This window comes from Candidatus Pantoea symbiotica, assembly GCF_056491525.1.
On record NZ_JBSZHR010000002.1, the window covers coordinates 1,090,090 to 1,116,211 of the forward strand.

Below are 26,122 nucleotides of genomic sequence, written 5' to 3' on the forward strand. Positions count from 1 at the left end.
AGATGCAACAACCGGGCGCAGTGCGCTGGCCGCAGGGTAAACGCGGCTGTATGGCGCTGGCGTTTGACCTCGACGGTCCCACCGGCGATGCCATGCTGAATGGCAGCCTGTGGTCAACGCCAGAGTATTTTACCTTTGGGGCTTACGGGCCGTACCGCGCGCTCGGGCGTCTGCTTGACCTGCTGCGCGCCTTTCATATTCCTGCCACCTTTTTTGTGCCGGCGTGGGTGGTGGAGCAGTGGCCGCAGCAGTGTCAGGCGATTATCGAACAGGGCCACGAAGTGGCCTATCACGGCTATCGCCACGAATCCTTCTGGGCGATTTCACCGGATGAACAGCGTGCGGTAATGGCGAAATCCGCTGAAATTTTCCACAACATTCTCGGTATCACCGCCTGCGGTTTTCGCACGCCGTCGGGCGACTGGCATGCCGAAACGCCACAAATCCTGCGCGACGCGGGCGTGATTTATTCCAGCAGCATGCGCGGCGACGATCGTCCCTACAGCATTCCGGTGGCGGGCCATACGCCGCTGGTGGAGATCCCCGGTAAATGGGAGATGGATGATTACGCCTCGCTGGCCTACACGCGCCAGCCCGATTTCCCCAAAGGCGGCGACCGTATCGCCAGCTATGCGCACACGCGCGATAACTGGCAGCGAGAGTTCGATGGCGCGATGGATGAAGGCTTGTGCCTCACCACGCTGTTCCACCCGAAAATCTCCGGCCAACCGGGACGCATTTTGCTGCTCGAACAGCTGTTTGAACATATGACGGCGCGCGATGACGTGTGGTTTGCGCGATGCGATGCGGTGGCGCAGTGGTATTTGCAGGAGCAACAGCATGACTGAACCTTCACGCTGGCCGCTGGACTTCCAGTCGGCGGCGATCATCACCATCGACTTCAACGATATCCACGGCATTCTCACTCAGGCACCGGCGGTGGCGGGGCGCGATAAAACGCTATCGGTATGGCGCTACGGCACGCTGCGCGGCGTTGATCGCTTGCTGGCGCTGCTGGCGGAAAAACAGCTTAAAGCCACATGGTGTATGCCCGCGATTGTTGCCGAAGAGCAGCCGGAACTGGTGCAGCGTATGGTGGCCGAAGGCCATGAAATTGCCTGCAGCGGCGATATGCATGAAGATTTCTCGTTACTCACGCTGGAGCAACAAATTGCCAGCGTGACGCGCGGCTGCGACAAACTGGCGCACATCACCGGCCGCGCTATTGTCGGCTTCCGCACGCCCGCCGGGCAGTGGAAACCGGGATTGGCCGAGGCGCTGATAGAACGCGGTATTCGCTGGTCATCCAGCTGGCGCGGCGACGATTTACCGTACTTCCATCCCGGCACGCGCCTGGTGGAACTGCCAATGCACTACACGCTGGAAGATGAGCCTTATTTTGCCTTCAACCTCAGCCCGGCGATTCCGCCAGGGCAATCGCGTATCGCACCTTATGCGGAAACGCTGGCGAATATGACGCAGGATTTCCACGGCTTCCACCGCTTTGGTCTGTGCTACTTGCTGCGCCTGCACCCGGAAATTATCGGCACCGCCGGACGCATTGGTTTGCTGCGGGCGCTGCTTGACACGCTGCAACAACACAACGTGTGGATCGCCACCGCCGAGCAGGCGGCGGCGCATTGGCAGACGCAGCCGGATAACGATTTATCCCATCCGGCGGAAGTGTTTACCCGCATCATTGGAGGTGCGCATGGCGAGCACGCTTGATCAACTGGCGGCCTTTATCGCCGAGACGCGTTTTGCACAACTGCCTGCGCCGCTGGTGGAGCAGGCGAAACGTCATTTGCTTGATACGCTCGGTGCTTCGCTGGCGGGCTGCGACAGCCCGATTTGGCGCGAATGTCTGGCGCTGGTGCAGGCCGAAGGTGGACGCGAGCAGGCGCAGATTTGGGGCAGCGCGCAGCAGGCCAATCCGCGTCAGGCGGCGTGGCTGAACGGCGTGGCGGCGCATATGTATGAACTCGACGACACTGGCGGCTGCGATCACTCCGGCGCAGTGGTGATCCCGGCGCTGCTGGCGGCCTTGCCACTGGCGACGCAGCCGGTGGACGGACAAGCGCTGCTGGTGGCGATGGTGATCGGCTATGACGTCGGCCGCCGCGTGTTAGAAGCCTGCGGCGGGTACTCGGCGCATAACGGCGCAGGCTGGCACTCTACCGCCAGCTGCGGCGTATTTGGTGCGGCGGCGGCGGTGTGTTCGCTGCTGCAGCTGGATCGCGTGCAGTGTGCGTCTGCGCTGGGCATTGCTGCCAGCTTCAGCGGTGGGTTGTGGGGCTTTATTCATGACGGCTCGCACACCAAAAAACTGCATGCCGCGCGCGCCGCAGAAGGTGGCGTGCAAGCCGCGCTGCTGGCACAACGCGGTATCAGCGGCCCTTCGGCGGTGTTTGAACCGCGCTGGGGCGGCTTCCTGCAAACCTTAGCGGCAGATACTCAGCAGCCGCAGGCCTTAACGGCGGATCTCGGCGACGTGTGGAAACTGGCGCGCTGCTCGATCAAACCTTACGCCTCGTGCCGTGGCACCCACGCGGCGATTGATGCGCTGGGGATCCTGCTACACCAGCATGATGTACGCGTAGAGCAGATCGCGCGCATCGTGGTGGGCGTGAATCCGTTCCTGCTGGAGATGTGTGGCGGTCGTGAGTTACACAGCCTGGCGGCGGCGCAGATGAGCCTGCCGTATGCGCTGGTGGCGCGTGCACTGTACGGCTCAGCGGAGCTGGCGAGTTATGACGACGCCAAACGGCTGCATCCTGATGTGGAAGCGTTGCTGGCGCGTATTGAGCTGGTGATCGATGCGCAGCAGAGCCGCGACGACGAGCCGTGGGTGCGGCTGGAAACCGAGCAGGGCGCGCAGTGGCAGCAGCATGTGCCGGTGCCGTCAGGCGCGCCGACCAATCCGCTCACGCTGGATGCGCTGCTGGCGAAGTACCGCAGTTTGGCCGCGCGCGTGTTGCCGCTGGAGCAAGTCGAACGGCTCGAGGCGGTGTGTCTGGAGCTGGATGAAGTGGCGGATGTGCGGGAAGTGGTGGGGTTGTTGGCGATAAGGTAAAACCAGGTCGGCATAAATGCCGACCCTACAAAATCCACGCATTTCGCCGTAGGGTCGCCATTAATGGCGACCGCTATTAAACCCTGCCCGCCAAACCCTTCAACCCGCGCCATCGCCGCCAGCTCACGCTCAGTCAGGTCGGCATAAATGCCGACCCTACAAAATCCGCGCATTTCGCCGTAGGGTCGCCATTAATGGCGACCGCTATTAAACCCTGCCCGCCAAACCCTCAATCCGCGCCATCGCCGCCAGCTCACGCTCAGTCAGGTCGGCATAAATGCCGACCCTACAAAATCCGCGCATTTCGCCGTAGGGTCGCCATTAATGGCGACCGCTATTAAATCCTGCCCGCCAACCCCTCAATCCGCGCCATCGCCGCCAGCAACCGCGCTTCGGTCACCGCTTCGGCCATGTTCTCCATATCCGGCGCATGCACCGATTCACGCACAATCAGCGCCAGCTCATGCTCATCCAGCTCGGCAATCTCGCTCAGCGTCAGCGGCACGCCGCAGTCGCGCGCCAGGCGCATCTCATCCAGCACTTCTTCATCGGCGCGATTCTCCAGCGCCAGCAAACACAGGTTGCCGAAGCCGACCAGCAGGCCATGACCAAACTCGCGGGTTTTATCGCAGAAGGTAAAGCCTTCATAAATCGCGTGCGAAGCTGCCGCGTGTGCGCCGTTGCTCATCAGCGAGGTTAATCCTGCCCAGGTGAAAATCGCATCCAGCACTTGATCGAGCGACGCGCTGCTCTCACCGCGCAGCACTGCGGCATAGGCCGCCGGGCCGTGTTCGGCAATCACGTCATAACAAATCTGGCTGTGCGCTAGTGACGAGAGCGCATTGCCATCGCGCGCCGGATGGCGTGCGCTGACCGCGCGGAACTCGTACCACTTCGCCAGCGTATCGCCCAGCCCCGCGGCCAGCCAGCGGGCGGGCGCTTTTGCCAGCAGCTCGCTGTCGATAATTACTGCTGCTGGTGCCTGCGGCAGTGGGAAGATATCGAAGAAATTGCCGTTGTCGTCATAACGAATACTCAGCGGCGTTACCGCAGAACAGGTGGCGGCGATGGTTGGCAGCGTCACCACCGGCAAGCCGAGCTGTGCGCCCACCGCTTTCACCGTATCCAGTGATTTACCGCCGCCAACGCCAATCAGCACCTCGGCGTCCAGTTCAGCTGCCAGCGCCGCTAAACGGTCGATGTGATTGATCGAGGTTTCGCCGCCAAACCACTCTTGCGCCAGCAGCGTGACATTGGCCGCCAGCAGTTGCGCGCGGACCTGCGCTTCTACCGCCTGCAACGCCTGATGGCCGCCAATCAGCAGCGCACGCTGGCCCAGCCCGGCGCAGATCGCGCCTAATTGATTGATCACGCCCGCACCGCGCAGCACGCGCGCCGGGAACACCAGATTCTGTTGTGTCATCACTTGTTCTCTGTGTAACGGACGCCGGGCAACACGCACAGCATCTCATAAAGGATATTGGCCGCCAGCTGCGAGGTCATGCCGCTGATGTCATACGGCGGCGAGACTTCTACCAGATCGCCGCCCACCAGATTGAGTCCACGGCAGCCGCGCACGATCTCCAGCCCTTGCATCGAGGTTAAACCGCCCACTTCCGGCGTGCCGGTGCCAGGCGCCCATGCGGGATCGAAGCTGTCGATATCGTAAGAGAGATACACCGGGCCGTTGCCGATACGCGCGCGCACCTCGGCCATCAGCGGCGTCATCGATCGATACCAGCACTGCTCGGCGGGCACCAGATGGAAGCCCTGATCGACGCCCCACTGAAAATCGTCGGCGGCGTAGCCTTGCGCACGTTGTCCAATCTGTACCACGCGCTGACAGTCGAGCAGGCCTTCTTCCACCGCGCGGCGGAACGTGGTGCCATGCGCGATCTTCTCGCCAAACATCTCGTCGTTGGTATCGGTATGCGCATCAATGTGAATCAGACCCATCGGCCCATGCTTCTTCGCCAGCGCGCGCAAAATCGGCAGCGTCAGCGTGTGATCGCCGCCCAACGTTAACGGGATAATCGGCCAGTTATTCAGCTCGGTATAATAGTTTTCGATGATATCAACCGATTTCAGCAGGCTGTAGGTGTTGATCGGCACATCGCCGAGATCGCCGACGCGCAGCGAATCAAAGGGCGCGGCGCCGGTAGCCATGTTGTAAGGGCGGATCATCACGGAATCGGCGCGAATGGCGCGCGGGCCATAGCGCGTGCCGCTGCGCTGCGAGGTGCCGATATCCAGCGGAATGCCGACGAACGCCACATCCAAATTGGCCGGTGTGTCAGCGGCGGGCAAACGCATCATGGTGCCGCGTCCGGCAAAACGGGGCATCTCGTTGCCGCCTTGCGGCTGGGGGAAATCGGTCATCACGCACTCCTTCAGTCAGGTGAAACCCATCATTACCCAGCCCGCGCGCCGGAAAAATCCTTGACAGCAGATAATCACTTCAGAGATTACTTAACTTTAGTCAGCAATCACTGAAGGAAAATCGGTGCAGACGCTTCCCAATCTCAAACTTCTGCAGGTGTTCGCCAGCGTGGTGGAAAATCAGGGCTATTCGCGCGCGCAGCAGGCGCTGAACATGACCACGCCCGCCATCAGCGCCTACATGAGCGAGCTGGAAACTCAGCTCGGTTTTATCCTCTGTCAGCGCGGACGCGGCGGCTTTACTCTGACCAGTAAAGGCGAACAGTTCTATCGCTACAGTCAGGAGATGCTGGCGACGCTGGCGGGTTGGCAGGAGCAGGTGGAAACCTTGAAAAGCGCGCAGGGCGGCACTTTTTCGCTTGGCGTGGTGGACGCCACCGTCACCGACAGCACGCTGGATCTGCCCGCTGCGATTGCGCGTTTTAATCAGCGCTTTCCGGCGGTGTTTTTCAATCTGAGCGTGCGCGATCCCAATGAGTTGCAGCAGCAGTTGCTGGAGGATCGGCTGGATTTGGCGATTGGTCACTTCCCGCTGCGCGCCAGCAATCTGATGACCATTCCGCTGTATGAAGAGCAGCATTGGCTCTATTGCAGCCCGGAACATCCGCTGGCTGAAGGTCATCCGGATGTGCGCACCGTGCAGCAAACCGGCATGGTGACGCGGCGTTACTGGAATCAGCAGGAGTTGAACAAGCGCGGCTTCCGCCAGAGCAACGCATCGGTTGAGAGCATCGAAGCGCAGCTGACGCTGATTCTCTCCGGCCGCTTCATTGGCTATTTACCCGAACACTATGCGCGCAGCTGGGAACAGCAGGGCGCGCTGCGCCGTCTGCTGCCGCACCATTTCCACTTCCGCGCGCCTTTCTCTTTTGCTTTTCGCCGTGGGCGCGCGCGGGAAACCTTGATCCGCGCGATGCGTGAAATTCTGAATCCAGCGCGAAAAAATAGCAGCTAAAGCTGACGCTGCGCCAATACTGTGTAAAAATACAGGCCAATTCAGCAAACAGTAACGAAAATGGCCCTGACAGCAGCGATAAAAAGCCAGATTGCGCAATGGTATAAGGCGCTGCAGCAGCAGGTTCCTGACTTTATTCCGCGCGCGCCGCAGCGCCAGATGATTGCCGAAGTGGCGAAAAGTCTGGCCGGTGACGAAGGGCGTCATCTGGCGATTGAAGCGCCAACCGGCGTCGGCAAAACCCTCTCTTATTTAATTCCCGGTATTGCGGTAAGCCGCGCCGAGGAAAAACGGCTGGTGATCAGCACCGCCAACGTGGCATTACAGGATCAGATCTTCACCAAGGATCTGCCGCTGCTGAAGAAAATCATCCCCGATCTCACCTTTACCGCTGCCTTTGGCCGTGGACGCTATGTTTGTCCACGCAACCTTGCGGCGCTGGCGGCGACCGAAGATCAGCAGGGCGATTTGCTGCTCTATCTTGATGAAGAGGCGGTCACCGGCTCGAAAGAGGAGCAGAAATTCTGCGCCAAGCTGGAGAAGCAGCTCAGCAGCTACCGCTGGGATGGCTTGCGCGATCACACCGATGTCAACATTGACGACAGCTTGTGGCAACGCCTCTCCACCGACAAAGCCAACTGCCTCGGCCATCACTGCCGCTGGTATCGTGAATGCCCGTTCTTTGTCGCGCGTCGCGAAATTGAGCAGGCGGATGTGGTGGTCGCCAACCATGCGCTGGTGATGGCGGCGATGGAGAATGAATCGGTGCTGCCACCGGCGAAAAACCTGATGCTGGTGCTGGACGAAGGCCATCATCTGCCGGAAGTGGCGCGCGATGCGCTGGAGATGAGCGCAGAGATCACGCCAGGCTGGAGCAGTTTGCAACTCGATCTGTTTGTGCGGCTGGTGGAAACCATCATGGTGCAGTTCCGCCCGAAATCCCCGCCGCCGCTCACCAATCCGGAACGCCTGAAAGGCCACTGCGATGAAATGCGTGAGCTGCTGCAGATTCTCTGCGATGCCCTCAATCCGCTGTTGCCGGGCCATAATCAGCCGGGCGAGTTCCGCTTTGTACTGGGCGAATTGCCGGAAGAGCTGCTGAGCCTGTGCGCGCGGCTGTTCAAACTGAGCGATGCGCTGCGTGGCCTGAGCGAAGGCCTGCTCAATGAGTTGGGCGATCAAACCGGTAAAGCTGACATCATGCGGCTGCATAAAGCGATTATTCAGCTCAATCGCCACTTTGGCTGGTTCGAATCAATCAGTAAATTGTGGCGGCTGGCGGCGATGGAGAAAGCCTCGAATGCGCCGGTGTCGAAGTGGATTACGCGTGAGATCCGTGAAGGCCAGGCGCATCTGCTGTTCCACTGCGCGGGCATTCGCGTGAGCGATCAGCTGGAAAAAATCCTGTGGCGCAAAATCCCGCATGTGGTGGTGACCTCGGCAACTTTGCGATCGCTCAACAGCTTTAACCGTTTGCAGGAGATGTCCGGGCTGAGCGAGAAAGCCGGCGACCGCTTTGTGGCGCTGGATTCACCGTTTAACCATATCGATCAGGGCAAACTGGTGATTCCGCAGATGCAGTTTGAGCCGCAGATGGCGCAGGAAGCGGAGCACATCGCCGAGATGGCGCGTTTCTTCCGTCAGCAGATAGCCGAAGAGAAGCACAAAGGCGTGCTGGTGCTGTTCGCCAGCGGCCGCGCGATGCAGCAGTTTGTCGCGCACATTCCGGAGCTGCGTTTATCAATGCTGGTGCAAGGTGACCAGCCACGTTCGCGCCTCGTGGCGCTGCACCGGGAACGCGTCGAAGCCGGTAAAACCAGCATTTTAGTTGGCCTGCAATCGTTCGCCGAAGGGCTGGATTTGAAAGGCGATCTGCTGTCGCAGGTGCATATCCATAAAATCGCTTTTCCGCCGGTGGACAGTCCGGTAATTTTGACCGAGGGCGAATGGCTGAAGAGCCTGAAACGCTATCCGTTCGAGGTGCAGAGCTTGCCGAGCGCCTCCTTTACCTTGATTCAACAGGTAGGACGTTTGATTCGCAGCCACAGCTGCTTTGGCGAAATCGTGATTTACGATCGCCGACTGCTCAACAAAGCTTATGGCAGCCGACTGCTGGCCGCGTTACCGGTGTTCCCGATTGAGCAACCGCCGATGCCGGAAGCCAGCAGTGACAAGCCGAAAAAAAGTCGCAGTAAGAAAATCTAACTTTGGCAGCCGCACGGCGGCGCGCCCTGGAAGCGGGAATGCCTGATGGAACTGAATAAAATCATTAAAGAGATTGGGCGCGGTAAAAATCACGCGCGCGATATCGATTTCGACACCGCGCAGGCGCTCTACAGCGCGATGCTGGCCGGTGAAGTGCCGGAGCTGGAATTGGGTGGCGTGCTGATTGCGCTGCGCATCAAGGGCGAAGGCGAAGAGGAGATGCGCGGTTTTTACCACGCGATGCAGCAGCAGATGATGCGGTTGCAGGCACCGGCTCATCGTCCGATGCCGATTGTTATTCCCAGCTACAACGGTGCGCGTCGTCAGGGCAATCTGACGCCGCTGCTGGCGCTGTTGCTGGTGAAACTCGGCTTCCCGGTGCTGTTGCACGGCGTTAGCGACGATCCCACGCGCATCACCACCGAAGCGGTGCTGGCGGCGCTGGACATCGCGCCCATGACCTCCGCCGCACAGGCGCAGGCGAAGCTGGATAACGGCGAGCTGGCATTTATCACCATTGATCATCTGTGTGCGCCGATGGCGCAACAGCTGTCGCTGCGCTGGCGCATGGGCGTGCGTAACAGTGCGCATACGCTGGCGAAACTGGCGACGCCGTTTGCCGAACGCGCCGCGCTGCGTCTGGCCAGCGTCTCGCATCCGGAATATGTGCCGCGCGTAGGGAAATTCTTCCAGGATATCGATGCACCGGCAATTCTGCTCAACGGCACCGAAGGCGAGGTGTATGCCAATCCGCAGCGCTGCCCGGCGATTAACTTCATTCGCGGTGCGGGTGCAGAAGCGGAAGTATGGGTTGAACGCCAGCCGGAAGTCAGCGTTGAACTGCCGGAAAGCAAAAGCGCGCAGGATACCGCCGAGTGGATCAATCAGGTGTTAGTCGGGGAACGCGCGGTCCCACAGGCGCTGCGTTTGCAGCTGGCGTGTTGTTTGGTGGCAACCGGGGAATCGGTCAGCATGGCGGACGCGGAAGGGCGGTTAAAACAGGCGGGAATCTGAGTTCTGCCAGGTGCATCGCGCGGTTTTCGTAGGGTCGCCATTCATGGCGACCGCAAACACGTAATCACGCTTTCGCTAACACGCTCTCCACCAACCGCTGCCAGAAGGTAATACCGATCGGCAGCAGCTCATCATTAAAGTCGTAATGGGCGTTATGCAGCGGGGCGGACGGCGTTGCGCCATCGGCACCGAGCCAGAAATAGGCGCCGGGACAGGCTTCCATCATGCAGGCAAAATCTTCCGAAGCCATTGAAGGGTTCACCTGCCAATGCACCTGCGACTCGCCGAGCACATCAACCGCCACCGCACGCACCTGTTCGGCTTGCTCTGCATGGTTGGCGGTGACCGGATATCCGGGATACCAGTGAATCTCTCCGCTGACGCCAAACGGGCGCGGCAACGTAGTGACAAAATCCTCAATCAGACCGCGCACGCGATTGCGCACGTCGGTCTGCAAACATCGCACCGTGCCACGCAACACAATCTGCTCAGGAATGACGTTAATCGCTTCACCGCCGTGAATCTGCGTCACGCTCACCACCGCCGAAGCCAGCGGTGACAGGCGACGCGATGGAATGGTTTGCAGCGCCAGAATCAGTTCGGCGGCCACCACCATCGGATCGGCACCGCTTTCCGGCATCGCCGCATGGCAGCTTTTACCGTGCAGCGTAATTTCGAAAGAGTCGAGTGACGCCATCATCGCATCCGGATTCACCGCCAGCGTGCCCACCGGCATGCCCGGCCAGTTGTGCATGGCGTACACCGCATCCATCGGGAAGCGTTGGAACAGACCTTCTTCCACCATCTTGCGCGCGCCACCGAGATTCTCCTCGGCGGGCTGGAAGATGAAGTGAATGGTACCGCTGAAGTTGCGCGTGGCCGCCAGCTGACAGGCCGCAGCCAGCAGAATAGAAGTGTGACCATCATGGCCACAGGCGTGCATGACGCCGGCTTTTTGCGACTTCCACTGCGGATCGCCTTTTTCGGTGATCGGTAACGCATCCATATCGGCGCGCAGGCCAATAACCGGTCCGGGACCGTTCTCTAAGGTGCCGATCACGCCGGTGCCGGCTAAGCCACGAAACACCTGTAATCCGGCATCGGTGAGTATCTTCGCGACGAGCTCGCTGGTCTGCTGCTCCTGGTAACCCAGTTCAGGATGTTGGTGTAACTGACGACGCCAGTTGAGGGCGTTTTCCAGCAGTGCAGCAGGCAGGCTCATAAAGTAAGGCTCTCCATTAGCAGCGTGAGCTGCAAAATAATGTATTTACTGTAGTGGCAAGCGCATGGCGGCGTCTATCGCGGAACGGAATAATTTGGCTATAGGCTATAGCGGAATGGAATATGCGGGTTTTAATAAAAGAGGTCGCCATGAATGGCGACCCTAAGATGATACTGCGCGAGGTGAACGTTATTTCTGCATCGGCAGGTTTAAGCCGTGTTCCTTTGCGCAGCTCTGCGCTAGTTCATAACCGGCATCCGCGTGACGCATTACGCCCGTGGCCGGATCGTTCCACAACACGCGGCCTAAGCGCGCATCGGCTTCTTTAGTGCCGTCACACACGATCACTACACCTGAGTGCTGCGAGAAGCCCATGCCGACGCCGCCGCCATGGTGCAGACTCACCCAGGTCGCGCCGCCTGCGGTGTTCAGCAGGGCATTCAGCAGCGGCCAATCGGATACCGCATCCGAGCCGTCTTTCATCGCTTCGGTTTCACGGTTCGGTGACGCCACGGAACCGCAATCCAGATGATCGCGACCAATGACGATCGGCGCTTTTAGCTCGCCATTACGCACCATCTCGTTGAACGCCAGCGCCGCTTTGTGACGCTCGCCAAGACCCAGCCAGCAGATACGCGCCGGTAAGCCCTGGAAGGCGATGCGCTCCTGCGCCATGTCGAGCCAGCGGTGCAGATTCTGGTGATCCGGGAACAGCTCTTTCAGCTTGGCATCGGTTTTGTAGATATCTTCCGGATCGCCTGACAGCGCTACCCAGCGGAACGGGCCTTTGCCTTCGCAGAACAGCGGACGAATATAGGCCGGGACAAAGCCAGGGAAATCAAAGGCATTTTTCACGCCTTCATCCAGCGCCACCTGACGGATGTTGTTGCCGTAATCCACGGTCGGGACGCCCATGTGATGGAAGTCCAGCATCGCCTGCACATGCACCGCCATTGAGGCGCGCGCAGCTTTCTCCACCGCTTTTGGGTTGCTGACACGCTCTGCTTCCCAGCGCGCCACATCCCAACCGACCGGCAGATAACCGTTAATCGGATCGTGCGCCGAAGTCTGATCGGTGACGATATCCGGCTTCATGCCGCCCGCTTTGGCACGTTTCACCAGCTCCGGCACGATTTCAGCGGCGTTACCCAGCAAGCCAACAGAAATGGCGCGCTTCTCTTTATTCGCCTGATCAATCAGCGCCAGCGCTTCGTCTAGCGTGTAGGCTTTGTGGTCAACGTAGCGAGTACGGATACGGAAATCGATGCGTGATTCCTGGCACTCAATGGCCAGCACGCTGGCACCGGCCAACACGCCAGCCAGCGGTTGTGCGCCGCCCATGCCGCCCAAACCGGCGGTGAGGATCCAGCGGCCGCTGAGATTGCTGTCGTAATGCTGGCGACCGGCTTCGGCGAAGGTTTCAAAAGTGCCTTGTACGATGCCCTGCGCACCGATGTAGATCCACGAACCGGCGGTCATCTGGCCGTACATCATCAGGCCCTTTTGATCCAGCTCGTGGAAGTGATCCCAGTTGGCCCAATGTGGCACCAGATTCGAGTTAGCCAGCAGCACGCGCGGTGCATCGGCATGCGTGCGGAACACGCCCACCGGTTTGCCGGACTGGATCAGCAGCGTCTCTTCCGGCTGCAGCGCGCGCAGCGAACGCAGGATCTGCTCGAAGCACTCCCAGTTACGCGCGGCTTTACCGATACCGCCGTACACCACCAGATCTTCCGGGCGCTCTGCCACGTCAGGATCGAGGTTGTTTTGGATCATGCGGTATGCCGCTTCAATCAACCAGTTGGCGCAGTGCAATTCATTACCGCGCGGCGCACGGATTTCACGGGCTACAGCCTGAGTCAAAGTTTCGCTCATCATCGATTCCTTAATTAACAGTCTTACGCTGGCTTGGCAGCAGCGCGGTAAGGGATTCAGGCCATGCGGATGCGCTGGCCCACAGACGCATGGATTCGATATCCGGCGCCAGTAAACGGTCGTGATCGAGGAAGGCCACGTTCTCGCGGATGCGGCTCATCTCCTGTTCCAGCGTCGGCGAGCTCTGCAGCGGACGATGGAAATCGATGCCTTGTGCAGCGGCCATCGCTTCAATACCCACTACAGCAGCGGTGTTGAAGCACATGCTGCCGAGGCGGCGGGCTGCGTAGGTCGCCATTGAGACGTGATCTTCCTGGTTAGCGGAGGTCGGCAGGCTGTCAACGCTGCCGGGATGCGCCAGCGATTTGTTCTCAGACGCCAGCGCCGCCGCAGTGACCTGGGCGATCATAAAGCCGGAGTTAACGCCGCCATCATTGACGAGGAAAGGCGGCAAACCGGAAAGACCGGTATCCAGCAGTAGCGCCAGACGACGCTCGGAGATCGCGCCGATTTCGGCAATCGCCAGCGCCAGAATATCGGCGGCGAAAGCCACCGGCTCGGCGTGGAAGTTACCGCCGGAAATCACATCGCCGCTGTCGCTGAACACCAGCGGATTATCGGAGGCGGCGTTGGCTTCAATCTGTAATACGCGCGCGGCGTGCGTCAGGTTATCCAGGCAGGCGCCCATCACCTGTGGTACGCAACGAATCGAGTAGGGATCCTGCACGCGGCCACAGTTGGTGTGCGAGCCGAGGATTTCACTGCCGGATAATAAAGAGGAGACGGCGGCGGCAACGTTAATCTGTCCCACCTGACCGCGCGCTTCGTGAATACGCGCATCGTAAGGTTTCACCGAGCCTTTAATGGCTTCCAGCGACAACGCACCGGCCATCAGGCCGGCAGCGAACAGGTTTTCCGCTTCGAACAGACCGCGCAGCGCCAGCGCGTTAGAGACCTGCGTGCCGTTGAGCAGCGCCAGACCTTCTTTAGGGCCCAACACTATCGGCTGCAGGCCAACGCGCGCTAAGCCTTCGATCGCGGGTATCAATTCGCCATCGACGCGTACCTGACCTTCGCCCAGCAGCATCAGCGACATATGCGCCAGCGGCGCCAGATCGCCTGACGCGCCAACCGATCCTTTCTCCGGAATGCACGGCATCACGCCCGCGTTGAACAGCGCCAGCAGCGCTTCAATCAGTTCGATGCGCACGCCAGAGTGACCGCGCGCCAGGCTGATAATTTTGGTGGCAACCACCAAACGCGCCACATTGTCCGGCAGCAAATCGCCCAGGCCAACGCTGTGCGACAGCACCAGATTGCGCTGCAGCTCTGCCAGCCGCGCCGAAGGGATCTGCGTCTGCGCCAGCTTGCCGAAACCGGTGTTGATGCCGTACACCACTTTGCCGGATGCGACGATGGCATCGACGGTTTCATGGGCACGGGCAATCGCTGCGCGCGCTTCATCGGCCAACGTGAGCGTTACCTTGCTTTGATAAATGCTGCGCAAGGTCGCGAGGTCCACTTCACCGGGAACGAGGCGAATTTCCTGAACCGAACCTGACATAGTCTACTCCTGTCTATACAAGTGATCTGGCATGAATTGGACGCCAATATTTTGCGATGTGGCTGTCCGATTTGCCGTGGATTGCGATGAGTGAAGCATAAGTGTCTAATCTTGTCTATACAAGTAGCAAGCGCTATGCCAGATTGTTCTTGTTCTGTGAATTGCGGCGCAAAGCGGTGAAACAGGCGCAACCGCAGCGGGATTGCACCGCAATGGCACGAAAGCTGCACCAATGCTGGGCGGATTGCACAATTAGATGTATATACATTTACCGGCTGAGACAGTAAACTTTGGGCATTATTCTTTAAAGGAACAGGAAATGGCGGAGCAAACAGCAGTAGCACAGCTGGCTGCGGCGATGGGCGATGAGCCTGCGCCGATTTACCAGCGGGTGAAGCAGGCAATCGTTAGCCAGATCCGTGAAGGCCACTGGAAAGCTAATCAGCGCGTGCCGTCTGAAAGTGAACTGGTAAACGAGCTGGGCGTCAGTCGTATGACCATTAACCGCGCGCTGCGAGAACTCACCAGCGAAGGTTTTCTGGTGCGCATGCAGGGCGTCGGCACCTTTGTCGCAGAGATGAAGGGCTATACCGCGATGCTCGAAGTGCACAACATCGCCGATGAAATTGCGCAGCGCGGTCATCGTCACAGCTGCAAGATTTTGTCGATTGGGCAGATGAAGGCCGATCCCGAACAGGCGGCGGTGCTGGGATTATCCACCGGGCAAACGCTGTTCCATTCGCTGATTGTACATTACGAAAACGATCTGCCGGTGCAGCTGGAAGATCGTTTGGTTAATCCGCTGGTGGCGCCGGATTATCTCAGTCAGGATTATCATCAGCTGACGCCGTACACCTATTTGATGCGCGTCGCCCCGCTGACCGCCGGTGAGCATATTGTTGAAGCGGTGCTGCCGGATCTGCGCCAGCGTAAGCATCTGGCGCTGGATGAACATGAGCCGTGCCTGTTGATTCGTCGTCAGACGTGGAGCGACAACAAGATTGTGACCTACGCGCGCCTGCTTTATCCAGGATCACGCTATAAGTTGCTGGGTCGCTTTAGAGGACACGGTTAAGCGTGACAAATAACAGTCTGGCATCCGACGTTTGTGGTGCCAGCTGTAACTTTTCATCCAGCCACCACATCCCTTGATCCACCGTCAGCTTTTCTCCGGCCGATGTTTGCCATGTGCCCGCTACCACCCACGCCACGCCGTTTTCACTGCTGACCGTTTCTTGCGCGATGCTCACCGCAGACCGCCAGCTGTCGCGCCGCGTCATGATATTGAAATCCTGACAGCTACCAGAAATCGTGGCTTCAATCGCCCATTCACCGGGGAACGCCCACGGCTGCAGCGGAGTTAAGCGCTGCTGAGCCTGTTCACTCTCAAGTAAAACGCTGTCGCCATGCAGCAAGGCAATTACCCGATCGATGCCGGGGAAGGGCGAAAACGGCCCGTCGGCGGAGATGGTGGCGATGCTGGCGCGCCAGGCAAATTGCGCGTCGCCCGGCGGATAGCTAACGATTTCCCGCGTTTCACCGCCGCCGTTGCGCCAACGGCTGACCGGAAGCTGGTCATAGGCAAAACGGGTTCTCATTGTAACGCCCTCATCGCCTCGGCAAAGTCTGCCGCTGCGTGCTCTTCTGCCGCATGATGGCCTGCGCTAATCACCTGTTTGCCCGCCACAAACACGTCACGGATCTGTTCGCGCTGCCCGCCAAACAGCCAGCGATTCAACAGAGATGTGCTGCTGACGCTGCTGAGAAACGCGTCCTCTGCCAGCACCAGCCAGTCAGCACGTTTGCCAATCGCCAGTTCACCCGCCGATAAGCCACACGCCTGCGCACCGCCCTGTGCGGCTTGCTGCCACAGCAGATCGCCGACGGAAGGTTGATTGGGCAAGGTGATGCGGTTGCGACGACGATCGCGCAGTCGCTGACCGTACTCCAGCCAGCGCAGCTCTTCCAATGCGCTGAGCGACACGTGGCTGTCGGAGCCAATGCCCCAGCGGCCGCCGCGCGCGATGTATTCCACCGCCGGGAAAATGCCGTCGCCGAGATTGGCTTCTGTGGTCGGACACAAGCCCGCCACCGCGCCGCTCGCCGCCATGCGCTGAATTTCATCGTCATCAAGATGGGTGGCGTGAATTAAACACCAGCGCTGATCGACCTTGAAGCGATTGAGCAGCCACGCCACCGGACGTTCGCCGCTCCACGCCAGGCTGTCGTTAACCTCTTTCTCCTGCTCGGCGACGTGAATGTGCACCGGCACATCCTGCGGGCAGGCGGCTAATACCTCTTGCATCTGCGCTTCATTCACCGCGCGCAGCGAATGGAAGCAGATGCCATGATTAAGCAGCGGCTTATCCGCGCTCCAGCTTGCCACGCGCTGCTGCTGTTGCAGATAGGCGTCGGTTTGCTGAATGAAACGGCGCTGGCCGTCGCTGGCCGGCTGCGAACCAAAACCGCTATAGCTGTAGAGCACCGGCAGCAAGGTTTGGCCGATGCCTGCGTTATCCGCCGCCGCCATCAGTGCTAACTGCATGGCATCATCGGCGTAAGGTTTACCCTGCGCATCGTGGTGCAAATAGTGGAATTCCGCCACCTGGCTGTAACCGCCTTTCAGCATGTCGATGTAGAGATGCGTGGCGATGGCGCCAACCTGTTCGGGCGACAGGCGCTGCACCATGCGATACATCAGATCGCGCCATGTCCAGAAGCTGTCCTGCGGATCGCCCGCCACTTCGGCCAGTCCTGCCATCGCGCGCTGGAAGGCGTGTGAATGCAGATTCGCTATCGCTGGAATCACCGGTCCGGCAAGACGCGTGGCCTCGCCGGGCTCGCTGTTGGGCGCGAGTTGTGTAATCTGTCCGGCTGCGTTGGTGGTAATCAGCACGCGCTCATGCCAGCCGTCGGCCAGCAGCGCGCGTGGGGCAAAATAGGTTGTCATGGTTGATCCTGCATGGCGAAAGGTTGTATATACATATACATACTTTGAAGCCTGGTGTAAATCGCCGAACGCGAAGGGGAGTGGGATGGCAGAAACAGAGCAGATCGACAGCCTGTGGCTGGGGGCCGACATCGTGACGATGCGTGACGGACACTACAATCTGATTGCCGATGGCGCGCTGGCGGTCGATCAGGGAAAACTGATTTGGGTGGGGCCGCGCAGCGAATGCCCGGCTTTTGCCGCGCGTGAACAGCACCAATTTTCCGGCGGCATCATCACGCCCGGTTTGGTGGATTGCCATACGCATCTGGTGTTTGGCGGCGATCGCAGCCAGGAGTTTGAGCAGCGCCTCAATGGCGTGAGCTATGCGGAAATTGCTGCGCAGGGCGGCGGCATTCTCTCCACGGTGCGCGCCACCCGCGCCGCTTCCCAGCAAGAGCTGGTAGCGAGTGCGCGCTGGCGGCTGGATCGTCTGCTGGCGGAAGGTGTCACCACGGTGGAGATCAAATCCGGTTACGGTCTTGATGAAGCCAGCGAGCTGACCATGCTGCGCGCCATTCGTGAGCTGGCGGAAACGGTACCCGCCGATGTTCAAGCTACATGCCTGGCAGCGCATGGCTTCCCGCCGGAGTTTAAAGACAACCCGCAAGGCTGGATCGATATCATCTGCCAGCGCCTGCTGCCGCAGGTGAAAGCTGAAGGTTTGGCGGATGCGGTCGATGCGTTTTGCGAGCATTTGGCCTTTTCGCCTGAGCAAGTTCGCACGGTATTTGATGCAGCCAAAGCATTGGGCATGCCGGTGAAACTGCACGCCGAGCAGCTTTCGGCGCTCGGCGGTGCGGCGCTGGCGGCGGGTTACGGTGCGCTTTCCGCCGATCATCTGGAATACGCTACCGAATCCGATGCGCAAGCGATGGCGCAGCACGGCACCGTTGCGGTGTTGCTGCCGGGCGCGTTTTATCTGTTGCGCGAAACTCAGCGTCCGCCGGTGGCGCTATTCCGTGAACACGGCGTGCCGATGGCGCTGGCCAGCGATGCCAATCCGGGCACGTCACCGGCGCTTTCGCTGCGTCTGATGCTGAATATGGGCTGCACGCTATTTGGTTTGACGCCGGAAGAGGCGTTGGCGGGCGTGACCTTGTGGGGCGCCAAAGCGCTGGGATTACAGCACTCGCACGGTTCGCTGGAAGCGGGCAAGGTCGCTAATTTTGTACACTGGCCGCTGGCGCGTCCGGCAGAGCTGGTTTACTGGCTGGGCGGCGAATTGCCGTGCCAGGTTATTTATCGTGGAGAAGCGCAATGACACCTTTTCATTTCACCGCCGGCAAGATTCCGCTGCTGGTCAGCATTCCGCACGCCGGTACGCAATTAACGCCAGAAGTGGATGCCGGTTTGAGCGACGCCGCGCGCGGCCTGCCGGATACCGACTGGCACTTGCCGCTGCTGTATGACTTTGTGCGCGATCTTGGTGCCAGCGTGTTGATTGGTCACTATTCGCGTTTTGTAATCGATCTTAATCGGCCGGCGGATAATCAGCCGCTCTACACCACGGCGACCACCGGCTTGTATCCGGAAACCTTGTTTGACGGCAGCCCAACCTTTGCTGCAGGTAAAACGCCGAGCGCCGAGGTGCGTCAGGGTTATCTGGACACCATCTGGCAACCGTATCATCAGCAGCTGCAACAGGAGCTGGCGCGGCTCAAAGCACAGCACGGTTACGCGCTGCTGTTTGATGCGCACTCGATCGCTTCGGTGATCCCGCGCTTGTTTGAGGGACGTTTGCCGGATCTCAACATCGGGACTAACGATGGTGCCAGCTGTTCAACGGCGGTTATCGACGCGATTAAGCAGGTTTGTAGCGAGCAGCAAGATTACAGCTGGATCGCGAATGGGCGCTTTAAAGGTGGCTACATTACCCGCGCCTACGGCCAGCCGGAGCTGGGCGTGCAGGCGGTGCAGCTGGAGCTGGCGCAGCTCAATTATATGGATGAAACTCCGCCGTTTGCCTGGCAGCAGGATCGCGCTGCGCAGCTGCAGAAGGTGCTGAAACCGCTGATGCAGGCGTTTCTTGCAGCGGGTAAACCTCAATAAAAACCACATTCGTAGGGTCGCCATTAATGGCGACCAATTAACGCTGTGAGTACATTTTAGACGGTCGCCATTAATGGCGACCCTACTGCACCATCTCAATGCATTCTCTGCTACACCACAGTGCAACATTACGTCCATTGCGTGACAATCCTCCTGATTTTGCGGCTTTGCCGATTTGGCATAGCGCTTGCTAGGTTGTATGTACAAGTAAAGACCACGCAGCGATTATTAATTTTTATACTGGCTGGCTCACAAAAAGCTTATGCCGACAATGATCTGCCGCACGCTAACTTGTATATACATGAAAGGTCATCTGCAAATATTGCACAAGCAGAGACTGACAAACTCGATTAATAGCCAGGAGAAGCCGCATGACGCACCGTGTTCAGATTCGCCGTTTTTGCCTCACGACCCTGTTTGCCAGCCTGATGATGAGCGGCATTGCCGTACAGGCGAAAGAGTGGAAATCGATCACCATCGCTACCGAAGGCAGCTATGAACCCTGGAACCTGACGCTGCCGGGCGGCAAGTTAGGCGGCTTTGAACCTGAACTGATGGAAGACCTGTGCAAGCGCATGGGCATTCAGTGCAAGCTGGTGGTGCAGAACTGGGACGGCATGATCGCCGGCCTCAACGCCGGTAAATATGACGTGATCATGGATGCGATTGTTATCACGCCGGATCGTAAAAAAGTGGTCAACTTCACCACGCCATATGCCTCAACGCCCGCCACTTTCATCACCACCAAAGACAATCCGCTGCTGCCGGCCGATCACAACATCATCAAGCTGCATGACGATGAGAAAGAGATCAACGCGGCAATTGCTCCGCTGAAGGCGGCGCTGAAGGGTAAAACCATCGGTATCGCCTCCGGCACGGTTTACACGCCATTTATCGATAAGTACTTCAAAGGCGATGCTGACGTACGCGAATACACCTCGTCGGCGGATGCGATGCTCGATCTGCAATCGGGCCGTATCGATGCGGTGTTCGATGACGTGACCTTTGCGCAATCGATGCTGGCGCGCAAAGAGAACAACAATCTGATCTTTAGCGGTCCTCAGCTCGGCGGCCCAATTTGGGGCGAGGGCGAAGCGATGGGCGTGCGCATGGCGGATAACGACCTGAAGGCCAAGCTGGATGAGGCAATTCATGCCGCGCTGGCTGACGGCACGGTGAAAAAGCTCAGTGAGAAGTGGTTTAAAACTGACGTAACCCCGTAAGTGAGGTGAAAGATGATGAGCCTGCTGAGTTTTGGTGCTGATGGTTGGGGCCGCCTGATCCTGAGTGCCGCCTGCACCACGCTGCTGCTGTCGCTGGTGGCGCTGATGATTGGTGCGGTGGTCGGTTCCGGTGTGGCGGCCGCTAAATTATCGCCTCAGCGCTGGCTGCGCTGGTTGGGTGAAAGCTATTCGGTGGTGTTTCGCGGCATCCCGGAACTGCTGGTGATCTACCTGTTCTATTTCGGGGGATCAGGCCTGATTACGCTGGTTGGGCAGATGTTCGGCGCGGATGGCTTTATCGAAGCGCCGCCGTTCCTGATTGGTGCGCTGGCTATCGGGCTCATCTCTGGTTCGTATCAGGGTGAAGTGTATCGCGCGGCGCGGCTGGCGCTGTCGAAAGGCGAGGTGGAAGCCGCGGTGGCGATTGGCATGCCGCGCTGGCGTATCGCGCAACGCATTCTGCTGCCGCAGGTGGTGCGTTATGCGCTGCCGGGCATGTCGAACGTGTGGCAGATGAGCCTGAAAGATTCGGCGCTGGTGTCGGTCACCGGCATCGTTGAGCTGATGCGCGCCAGCCAGGTTGCGGCGGGATCCACGCGCGATTACTTCACTTTCTATCTGATCGGCGGCGCCTGTTATCTGGTGCTGACGCTGGTGTCTAATCATGCGTTTCGTCGGGCGGAATCGCGCCTTGGTCGTGCGTGGCAAAGTCGCACTGCGGCACAGCATTAAGGAGCAGCAGCATGATCGACTTCGCTTTTCTCTTTGATACCTTTCTCAAGCTGAGCGCCGCGCTGCCGGTGACGCTTGGCCTGTTTATCAGCGCCTTTATCTGCGGCGGCCTACTGGCGATTGGTATTTTGTCCCTGCGCATGAGCCGCTGGCGCGTGCTGAGCGGTTTCGCGCGCGGCTACATTCTGGTGTTTCGCGGCTCGCCGCTGATGATCCAGCTGTTTCTCATCTATTACGGTCTTGGGCAGTTTGGCGTGATCCGTCACAGCTTCGTCTGGCCGTTCCTGCGCGAACCCTTTATCTGCGCGGTGCTGGCGCTGTCACTCTGTACTGCGGCCTATACCGCAGAGATCTTGCGCGGGGCGCTGCTCGCGGTGCCAGCTGGACAAGTGGAAGCGGGTCTCGCCTGCGGTATGTCGCGCTGGCTGCTACTGCGCCGCATTATCGCACCGATCATGCTGCGCTATGCGTTGCCCGCATACTCCACCGAAGCGATTTTGCTGGTGAAATCCACCGCGCTCGCCAGCCTCGTCACCGTTTGGGACGTGACCGGCGTGGCGCAGCAGATCATTCAGCGTACCTATCGCACCATGGAAGTGTTTGTCTGTGCGGCGGCGATCTACCTGATTCTCAACTTTATTATCGTCCAGCTGTACGCGCTGTTAGAGCGTCGTCTGACCCCGGCGCATCGTGTCGCAAAAAAGCCGTTGCCCGCCGTTAAACCGCTTGCCGGAGAGTAATATGCATTCCACATCACCCGTTACCTTATCCGCCACCGATATCCATAAATCCTTTGGCGCGATGGAAGTTCTGAAAGGCATTTCGCTGCAGGCGCATAAAGGCGATGTCATCTCGATTCTTGGTGCCAGCGGCTCAGGCAAAAGTACTTTGCTGCGCTGCATCAACCTGCTGGAAACGCCGGACGCCGGTGTGGTGAGCGTCGGTGGCGAAACCATTGAGATGAAACGCCATGCGCGCGGCCATCAGCTGGCGGCCAATCCGAAGCAGATTGAGCGTTTGCGTTCACGCCTCGGCATGGTGTTCCAGAGCTTTAATCTGTGGTCGCACATGACGGTGCTGCAAAACGTCATTGAAGGGCCGCACTATGTGCTGAAGCGCGATAAGAAAAGCTGCATCGCCCAGGCGGAGCAACTGCTGGATCGCGTCGGCTTACTTAATCGCAAAGATTTCTACCCGGCGCAGCTGTCGGGCGGCCAGCAGCAGCGCGTGGCGATTGCCCGCGCGCTGGCGATGGATCCGGAAGTGATGCTGTTCGATGAGCCAACCTCGGCGCTCGATCCTGAACTGGTAGGCGAAGTGCTGAAAGTGATGCGCAGCCTGGCCGAAGAGGGGCGCACCATGCTGGTGGTGACGCACGAAATGGGCTTTGCGCGCAACGTCTCTAACCGCGTGGTGTTTATGCATCAGGGCACTATTGATTGTCAGGGCGCGCCGGAAGAGATGTTTGGTGCCGAGGGATCGCAGCGCTTTAAGCAGTTTATCTCCAGCCATCACGGCGCGGAGCAGCCAGCATGACTATCGTGTGGGGCGACAGCCCATTGACCTGGCAAGAGCTGGTGCAGGTGGCGCGGCACGACGCGGAACTGAGTTTGAGCGTCAGCGCCTGGCAGCGCATTGCGCAAGGGCGCACCATTGTCGATGAGATTGTCGCCAGCGGCCAGATTGCTTACGGCATCAATACCGGTTTGGGCGCGCTGTGCAACATCACGCTGCCGGAGGATCAGCTTAGCCAGCTGTCGCGCAATACCCTGCTGAGCCACGCCTGTGGCGTCGGCCCGCTGCTGACGCGTGAGCAGGCGCGCGCCATTCTGTGTGCGGCAATTGCCAATTACAGCCACGGCAAATCGGGCGTATCGGTGCCGCTGGTGCAGCATCTGCTGGCGCTGCTCAATCAGCAGATTACGCCGCAGGTGCCGTCGCAGGGTTCGGTAGGCTATCTCAGCCATATGGCGCATATCGGGCTGGCGCTGATTGGTGTTGGCGACGTCGAGTATCAAAACCAGATTATGCCTGCCGCGCAGGCGCTAACGCTGGCGGGATTACAGCCTTATCGTCCAGGTGCCAAAGAGGGTTTGAGTCTGGTCAACGGCACGCCGTGCATGACCGGGTTATCCTGTCTGGCGCTGGATGATGCGGCGCGTTTGCTGGATTGGGCCGATGTCACCGGCGCGATGAGTTTCGAGGCACTGCGCGGACAGCTGGTAGCCTTTGATACCGAAGTTATCGCGCTGAAAGCCAGTCCTGGCATGCAGCTGAGCGGTCAGCGCTTACGCGCACTGCTGAGTGATAGCCCGCTGCTGGCGACGAGCGTCGGCATTCGCACCCAGGATGCGCTGAGCCTGCGCTCCATGCCGCAGGTGCACGGTGCCAGCCGCGATCAGTTCGATCACGCGGCGCGCCAGATTGAGACCGAACTCAATGCCTGCACCGATAATCCGCTGGTGCTCGGCACGCCGGATAACTGGCGCGTGGTGTCGCAGGCTAATCCGCACGGCGAATCGGTGGCGATGGCGGCGGATCTGCTGGCGATTGCCATGGCGGAAGTCGGCAGCATCGCCGAGCGGCGGCTGGATCGGTTAGTCAATCCACTGGTGAGCGGCTTACCGGCGTTTCTGGTGGCGCAGCCGGGTGTCAACTCCGGCATGATGATTGCGCAGTACGTGGCAGCATCACTCTGTGCGGAGAATCGCCAGCTGGCGCAACCGGCGGTGCTGGATAATTATGTGACCTCGGGTTTGCAGGAGGATCATCTCAGCTTGGGTACCGGCGCGGCACTCAAGCTGCTGAAGCTGGTGGGCAACGTGTGGCAGATTTTGGCGATTGAGTATCTGCTGGCGGCGCAGGCGCTGGATTTCCACGGCGAAGAGCAGCTGGCGCAAGGGACGGCGCAGGCATTACGTCGCCTGCGCGCGGTGGTCGCCAACTGGCAGGAGGATCGCTGGCTGGCGCCAGAGATTGCGCGTGCGGTGCAGGTTTTGAAGAGCGGTTTGTAACACGGTCGCCATTAATGGCGACCCTACAAAACCCGGTCGTAGGGGCGCCATTTATGGCGACCTGGCCGACGATTAGCTGATCAGCGGCGCGCGTCCGGGCGCACCAAATCAAAGCGCAGTTCTTCGCTGATGCCGTAATAGGCCGACGGGCCACCGGCACGCAGGATTGGCTGCGCTTTGGCGGTTTGATAGATCCCTTCTTCCAGCAGTGATTCATCAATATGAATGGCGACCGCTTCGCCCATCACCAGCCAGCTATCAATCGGCTTGCCTTGCGCATCCTGCAGTTGAATCAGCTGCGTCAACTTACACTCAAAATTCACCGGGCTTTCCGCCACCATGCTGACATTGACGTGTGATGCGGCAAGCGGCGTTAATCCCGCCAGCGCAAACTCATCTTGATCAGACGGCACCGACGCGGAGCTCTCATTCATCGCCTCGGCCAGCGGACGCGTCGCCAGATTCCAGACAAACTCTTTGGTCTCGGAGATATTCTGCACGCTGTCTTTCCAGCCACTGCTGGCGAAACCGATAATGGGCGGATGATAGTTGAAGCAGTTAAAGAAGCTATAGGGCGCTAAATTGCGCACGCCGCTGGCGCTTTGTGAGCTGACCCAACCAATTGGGCGAGGGCCGACGATCGCATTCAAAGGATCGTGTGGCAAACCGTGCCCAGCGCGGGGCTGATAAGAGTAACGCTGACGAGTCATAACTATCCTTATAAGGGAACCTGAGTGTGGTGCACTAATCTCATCTAATACGGTGAATTCGATTAAGCGCATTGTGCGATGCCGCTAGCCAGAGTATCTTACGCCCGCGCTATTTTCCGGAGAAACTATGAACAAGCCAGCCGCCACGTCACCTTTCCATCCGCGTAACCGCCATCAAGGCCGTTATGATTTTGCTGCTCTGACCGCAGCCCATCCGCCGCTGGCGGTGAAAGTGCGTCCCAACGGCTACGGCGAGTTGTCGGTGGATTTCGCCGATCCTGAAGCGGTGATGCTGCTGAATCAGGCGCTGCTGAAGTTGTTCTATAACCTCAACTGGCAATTGCCTGCAGGTTATCTGACGCCGCCGGTGCCGGGCCGTGCCGATTACGTGCACGCGCTGGCCGATCTGCTGGCAAGCGACAACGGCGGCGTGGTGCCACGCGATCTGGATGTGATGGATATCGGCTGCGGCGCGAACTGCATCTATCCGTTGATTGGCAACGCCGAATATGGCTGGCGTTTTACCGGTACCGATATCACCGCCGAAGCGATTACCGTTGCGGGACAGATTGTGGCGAGTAATCCGGGCTTGCAGCGCGCCGTGCGTCTGCGTCGGCAAAAGGATACCTCGGCGATTTTCGCTGGCGTGGTGCATAAGAATGAGCGCTATCACGCGGTGCTGTGCAATCCGCCGTTCCACGTATCTGCGGAAGAGGCGGCCACCGTAGGTCAGCGTAAAACGCGTAACCTCGGCCTGGGCAAAAACGCGCCGCTCAATTTTGGTGGTCATCATAATGAATTGTGGTGTGACGGTGGCGAGCGTAAGTTCGTCGGCCAGATGATCGCTGAAAGCATGGCGTACTCCGACCATATTATCTGGTTCACCTCGCTGGTCTCGCGCAAAGAGAATTTACCGGCGCTGCGCGACCAGCTGCGCGATCTTGATGCTTATGAAGTGCGCATCATCGAAATGGCGCAAGGGCAGAAGCAGAGCCGCTTTATCGCCTGGACGTTCCAGCCGCCGGCAACACGCGCTAAACGGCTGAAACGCTAAG

At 59.3% G+C, this 26,122-nt stretch carries 23 protein-coding genes; 15 read left to right on the forward strand and 8 right to left on the reverse strand.

Annotation, left to right across the window (positions count from 1 at the left end; translation table 11 throughout):
- Positions 1-2: 2 nt before the first annotated feature.
- From ACXIZX_RS05625 to ACXIZX_RS05635, 3 genes are read left to right on the forward strand one after another with little or no spacing between them, the layout of a single operon-like run.
- A complete protein-coding gene (locus tag ACXIZX_RS05625; protein WP_061717273.1) occupies positions 3-848 on the forward strand; it encodes a polysaccharide deacetylase family protein in 846 nt (281 codons plus the stop codon).
- Entirely contained in the window at positions 841-1,728 is an 888-nt protein-coding gene (locus ACXIZX_RS05630) for a polysaccharide deacetylase family protein (RefSeq protein ID WP_479403753.1), read from the forward strand. The genes ACXIZX_RS05625 and ACXIZX_RS05630 overlap by 8 nt, the downstream gene beginning before the upstream one ends.
- A complete protein-coding gene (locus tag ACXIZX_RS05635; protein ID WP_479403754.1) occupies positions 1,712-3,073 on the forward strand; it encodes an MmgE/PrpD family protein in 1,362 nt (453 codons plus the stop codon). The genes ACXIZX_RS05630 and ACXIZX_RS05635 overlap by 17 nt, the downstream gene beginning before the upstream one ends.
- A gap of 337 nt (positions 3,074-3,410) precedes the next feature.
- Here ACXIZX_RS05635 and ACXIZX_RS05640 read toward each other — a convergent pair whose 3' ends face one another.
- Entirely contained in the window at positions 3,411-4,496 is a 1,086-nt protein-coding gene (locus ACXIZX_RS05640) for an iron-containing alcohol dehydrogenase family protein (RefSeq protein WP_479403755.1), read from the reverse strand.
- Positions 4,496-5,452, reverse strand: a complete 957-nt coding sequence (speB, locus tag ACXIZX_RS05645; protein ID WP_061717265.1) for an agmatinase — start codon at positions 5,450-5,452, stop codon at positions 4,496-4,498. Before speB ends, ACXIZX_RS05640 begins: the two co-directional genes overlap by 1 nt.
- A gap of 124 nt (positions 5,453-5,576) precedes the next feature.
- Here speB and ACXIZX_RS05650 point away from each other — a divergent pair, with 124 nt between their 5' ends.
- The 3 genes from ACXIZX_RS05650 to ybiB are packed head-to-tail and all read left to right on the forward strand — an operon-like array spanning position 5,577 to position 9,686.
- Positions 5,577-6,467 (forward strand): LysR family transcriptional regulator, encoded by an 891-nt coding sequence (locus ACXIZX_RS05650; RefSeq protein WP_479403756.1) that lies wholly within the window; start codon positions 5,577-5,579, stop codon positions 6,465-6,467.
- Positions 6,468-6,527: 60 nt separating this feature from the next.
- A complete protein-coding gene (gene dinG, locus ACXIZX_RS05655) occupies positions 6,528-8,672 on the forward strand; it encodes an ATP-dependent DNA helicase DinG (RefSeq protein ID WP_008102586.1) in 2,145 nt (714 codons plus the stop codon).
- A gap of 45 nt (positions 8,673-8,717) precedes the next feature.
- Positions 8,718-9,686, forward strand: coding sequence for a DNA-binding protein YbiB (ybiB, locus tag ACXIZX_RS05660; protein WP_479403757.1), 969 nt, complete (start codon positions 8,718-8,720; stop codon positions 9,684-9,686).
- A gap of 64 nt (positions 9,687-9,750) precedes the next feature.
- On the opposite strand, the gene ACXIZX_RS05665 is transcribed toward ybiB, so the two are convergent.
- The 3 genes from ACXIZX_RS05665 to hutH all read right to left on the reverse strand — a co-directional run bounded on the left by ACXIZX_RS05665 (position 9,751) and on the right by hutH (position 14,347).
- Entirely contained in the window at positions 9,751-10,908 is a 1,158-nt protein-coding gene (locus ACXIZX_RS05665) for a M20 aminoacylase family protein (RefSeq protein ID WP_479403758.1), read from the reverse strand.
- Positions 10,909-11,097: 189 nt separating this feature from the next.
- Positions 11,098-12,783, reverse strand: a complete 1,686-nt coding sequence (gene hutU, locus ACXIZX_RS05670) for a urocanate hydratase (protein ID WP_479403759.1) — start codon at positions 12,781-12,783, stop codon at positions 11,098-11,100.
- Between the two features lie 10 nt (positions 12,784-12,793).
- Positions 12,794-14,347: a histidine ammonia-lyase gene (hutH, locus tag ACXIZX_RS05675; protein WP_179451459.1), complete on the reverse strand. Its 1,554-nt coding sequence runs from the start codon at positions 14,345-14,347 to the stop codon at positions 12,794-12,796.
- 319 nt (positions 14,348-14,666) lie between these two features.
- Between hutH and hutC the strand changes: the two genes are divergently transcribed.
- Positions 14,667-15,422, forward strand: coding sequence for a histidine utilization repressor (gene hutC, locus ACXIZX_RS05680; protein WP_008102577.1), 756 nt, complete (start codon positions 14,667-14,669; stop codon positions 15,420-15,422).
- On the opposite strand, the gene ACXIZX_RS05685 is transcribed toward hutC, so the two are convergent.
- On the reverse strand, positions 15,406-15,945 hold the full coding sequence (locus tag ACXIZX_RS05685; RefSeq protein WP_479403760.1) for a HutD/Ves family protein: 540 nt from the start codon (positions 15,943-15,945) through the stop codon (positions 15,406-15,408). The genes hutC and ACXIZX_RS05685 overlap by 17 nt on opposite strands.
- Positions 15,942-17,297: a formimidoylglutamate deiminase gene (locus ACXIZX_RS05690; protein ID WP_479403761.1), complete on the reverse strand. Its 1,356-nt coding sequence runs from the start codon at positions 17,295-17,297 to the stop codon at positions 15,942-15,944. Before ACXIZX_RS05690 ends, ACXIZX_RS05685 begins: the two co-directional genes overlap by 4 nt.
- Positions 17,298-17,382: 85 nt before the next feature.
- On the opposite strand from ACXIZX_RS05690, the gene hutI reads away from it, so the two are divergent.
- The 7 genes from hutI to ACXIZX_RS05725 all read left to right on the forward strand — a co-directional run bounded on the left by hutI (position 17,383) and on the right by ACXIZX_RS05725 (position 24,357).
- Positions 17,383-18,600: an imidazolonepropionase gene (hutI, locus tag ACXIZX_RS05695; RefSeq protein WP_179451453.1), complete on the forward strand. Its 1,218-nt coding sequence runs from the start codon at positions 17,383-17,385 to the stop codon at positions 18,598-18,600.
- Complete coding sequence (gene hutG, locus ACXIZX_RS05700; protein ID WP_179451451.1) at positions 18,597-19,388, forward strand: N-formylglutamate deformylase; 792 nt, start codon at positions 18,597-18,599, stop codon at positions 19,386-19,388. Before hutI ends, hutG begins: the two co-directional genes overlap by 4 nt.
- 371 nt (positions 19,389-19,759) lie before the next feature.
- Complete coding sequence (locus tag ACXIZX_RS05705; RefSeq protein WP_154192011.1) at positions 19,760-20,611, forward strand: transporter substrate-binding domain-containing protein; 852 nt, start codon at positions 19,760-19,762, stop codon at positions 20,609-20,611.
- Positions 20,612-20,623: 12 nt separating this feature from the next.
- A complete protein-coding gene (locus ACXIZX_RS05710) occupies positions 20,624-21,343 on the forward strand; it encodes an ABC transporter permease (RefSeq protein ID WP_036647922.1) in 720 nt (239 codons plus the stop codon).
- A gap of 11 nt (positions 21,344-21,354) precedes the next feature.
- Positions 21,355-22,083, forward strand: a complete 729-nt coding sequence (locus ACXIZX_RS05715) for an ABC transporter permease (protein ID WP_008102563.1) — start codon at positions 21,355-21,357, stop codon at positions 22,081-22,083.
- Position 22,084: 1 nt separating this feature from the next.
- Entirely contained in the window at positions 22,085-22,879 is a 795-nt protein-coding gene (locus tag ACXIZX_RS05720) for an ABC transporter ATP-binding protein (RefSeq protein WP_256696023.1), read from the forward strand.
- A complete protein-coding gene (locus tag ACXIZX_RS05725) occupies positions 22,876-24,357 on the forward strand; it encodes an HAL/PAL/TAL family ammonia-lyase (protein WP_479403762.1) in 1,482 nt (493 codons plus the stop codon). The genes ACXIZX_RS05720 and ACXIZX_RS05725 overlap by 4 nt, the downstream gene beginning before the upstream one ends.
- A gap of 80 nt (positions 24,358-24,437) precedes the next feature.
- On the opposite strand, the gene ACXIZX_RS05730 is transcribed toward ACXIZX_RS05725, so the two are convergent.
- Complete coding sequence (locus tag ACXIZX_RS05730; RefSeq protein WP_154192016.1) at positions 24,438-25,067, reverse strand: flavin reductase family protein; 630 nt, start codon at positions 25,065-25,067, stop codon at positions 24,438-24,440.
- Between the two features lie 127 nt (positions 25,068-25,194).
- Here ACXIZX_RS05730 and rlmF point away from each other — a divergent pair, with 127 nt between their 5' ends.
- Positions 25,195-26,121 carry a 23S rRNA (adenine(1618)-N(6))-methyltransferase RlmF gene (gene rlmF / locus ACXIZX_RS05735; RefSeq protein WP_479403763.1) on the forward strand — a complete coding sequence of 309 codons (927 nt, stop codon included), beginning with the start codon at positions 25,195-25,197 and terminating at the stop codon, positions 26,119-26,121.
- Position 26,122 lies beyond the last annotated feature (1 nt).

Excerpts from the sequence above, each read along its gene's own strand:
- speB (WP_061717265.1), bottom strand. The coding sequence starts at position 5,452 with ATGACCGATTTCCCCCAGCCGCAAGGCGGCAACGAGATGCCCCGTTTT.
- ACXIZX_RS05710 (WP_036647922.1), top strand. The coding sequence starts at position 20,624 with ATGATGAGCCTGCTGAGTTTTGGTGCTGATGGTTGGGGCCGCCTGATC.
- ACXIZX_RS05635 (WP_479403754.1), top strand. The coding sequence starts at position 1,712 with ATGGCGAGCACGCTTGATCAACTGGCGGCCTTTATCGCCGAGACGCGT.
- ACXIZX_RS05630 (WP_479403753.1), top strand. The coding sequence starts at position 841 with ATGACTGAACCTTCACGCTGGCCGCTGGACTTCCAGTCGGCGGCGATC.
- ACXIZX_RS05705 (WP_154192011.1), top strand. The coding sequence starts at position 19,760 with ATGACGCACCGTGTTCAGATTCGCCGTTTTTGCCTCACGACCCTGTTT.
- dinG (WP_008102586.1), top strand. The coding sequence starts at position 6,528 with ATGGCCCTGACAGCAGCGATAAAAAGCCAGATTGCGCAATGGTATAAG.
- ACXIZX_RS05665 (WP_479403758.1), bottom strand. The coding sequence starts at position 10,908 with ATGAGCCTGCCTGCTGCACTGCTGGAAAACGCCCTCAACTGGCGTCGT.
- hutU (WP_479403759.1), bottom strand. The coding sequence starts at position 12,783 with ATGAGCGAAACTTTGACTCAGGCTGTAGCCCGTGAAATCCGTGCGCCG.
- hutG (WP_179451451.1), top strand. The coding sequence starts at position 18,597 with ATGACACCTTTTCATTTCACCGCCGGCAAGATTCCGCTGCTGGTCAGC.
- hutH (WP_179451459.1), bottom strand. The coding sequence starts at position 14,347 with ATGTCAGGTTCGGTTCAGGAAATTCGCCTCGTTCCCGGTGAAGTGGAC.
- ACXIZX_RS05715 (WP_008102563.1), top strand. The coding sequence starts at position 21,355 with ATGATCGACTTCGCTTTTCTCTTTGATACCTTTCTCAAGCTGAGCGCC.
- rlmF (WP_479403763.1), top strand. The coding sequence starts at position 25,195 with ATGAACAAGCCAGCCGCCACGTCACCTTTCCATCCGCGTAACCGCCAT.
- ACXIZX_RS05690 (WP_479403761.1), bottom strand. The coding sequence starts at position 17,297 with ATGACAACCTATTTTGCCCCACGCGCGCTGCTGGCCGACGGCTGGCAT.
- ACXIZX_RS05685 (WP_479403760.1), bottom strand. The coding sequence starts at position 15,945 with ATGAGAACCCGTTTTGCCTATGACCAGCTTCCGGTCAGCCGTTGGCGC.
- ACXIZX_RS05640 (WP_479403755.1), bottom strand. The coding sequence starts at position 4,496 with ATGACACAACAGAATCTGGTGTTCCCGGCGCGCGTGCTGCGCGGTGCG.
- hutI (WP_179451453.1), top strand. The coding sequence starts at position 17,383 with ATGGCAGAAACAGAGCAGATCGACAGCCTGTGGCTGGGGGCCGACATC.
- ACXIZX_RS05730 (WP_154192016.1), bottom strand. The coding sequence starts at position 25,067 with ATGACTCGTCAGCGTTACTCTTATCAGCCCCGCGCTGGGCACGGTTTG.
- hutC (WP_008102577.1), top strand. The coding sequence starts at position 14,667 with ATGGCGGAGCAAACAGCAGTAGCACAGCTGGCTGCGGCGATGGGCGAT.
- ACXIZX_RS05720 (WP_256696023.1), top strand. The coding sequence starts at position 22,085 with ATGCATTCCACATCACCCGTTACCTTATCCGCCACCGATATCCATAAA.
- ACXIZX_RS05725 (WP_479403762.1), top strand. The coding sequence starts at position 22,876 with ATGACTATCGTGTGGGGCGACAGCCCATTGACCTGGCAAGAGCTGGTG.
- ybiB (WP_479403757.1), top strand. The coding sequence starts at position 8,718 with ATGGAACTGAATAAAATCATTAAAGAGATTGGGCGCGGTAAAAATCAC.
- ACXIZX_RS05625 (WP_061717273.1), top strand. The coding sequence starts at position 3 with ATGCAACAACCGGGCGCAGTGCGCTGGCCGCAGGGTAAACGCGGCTGT.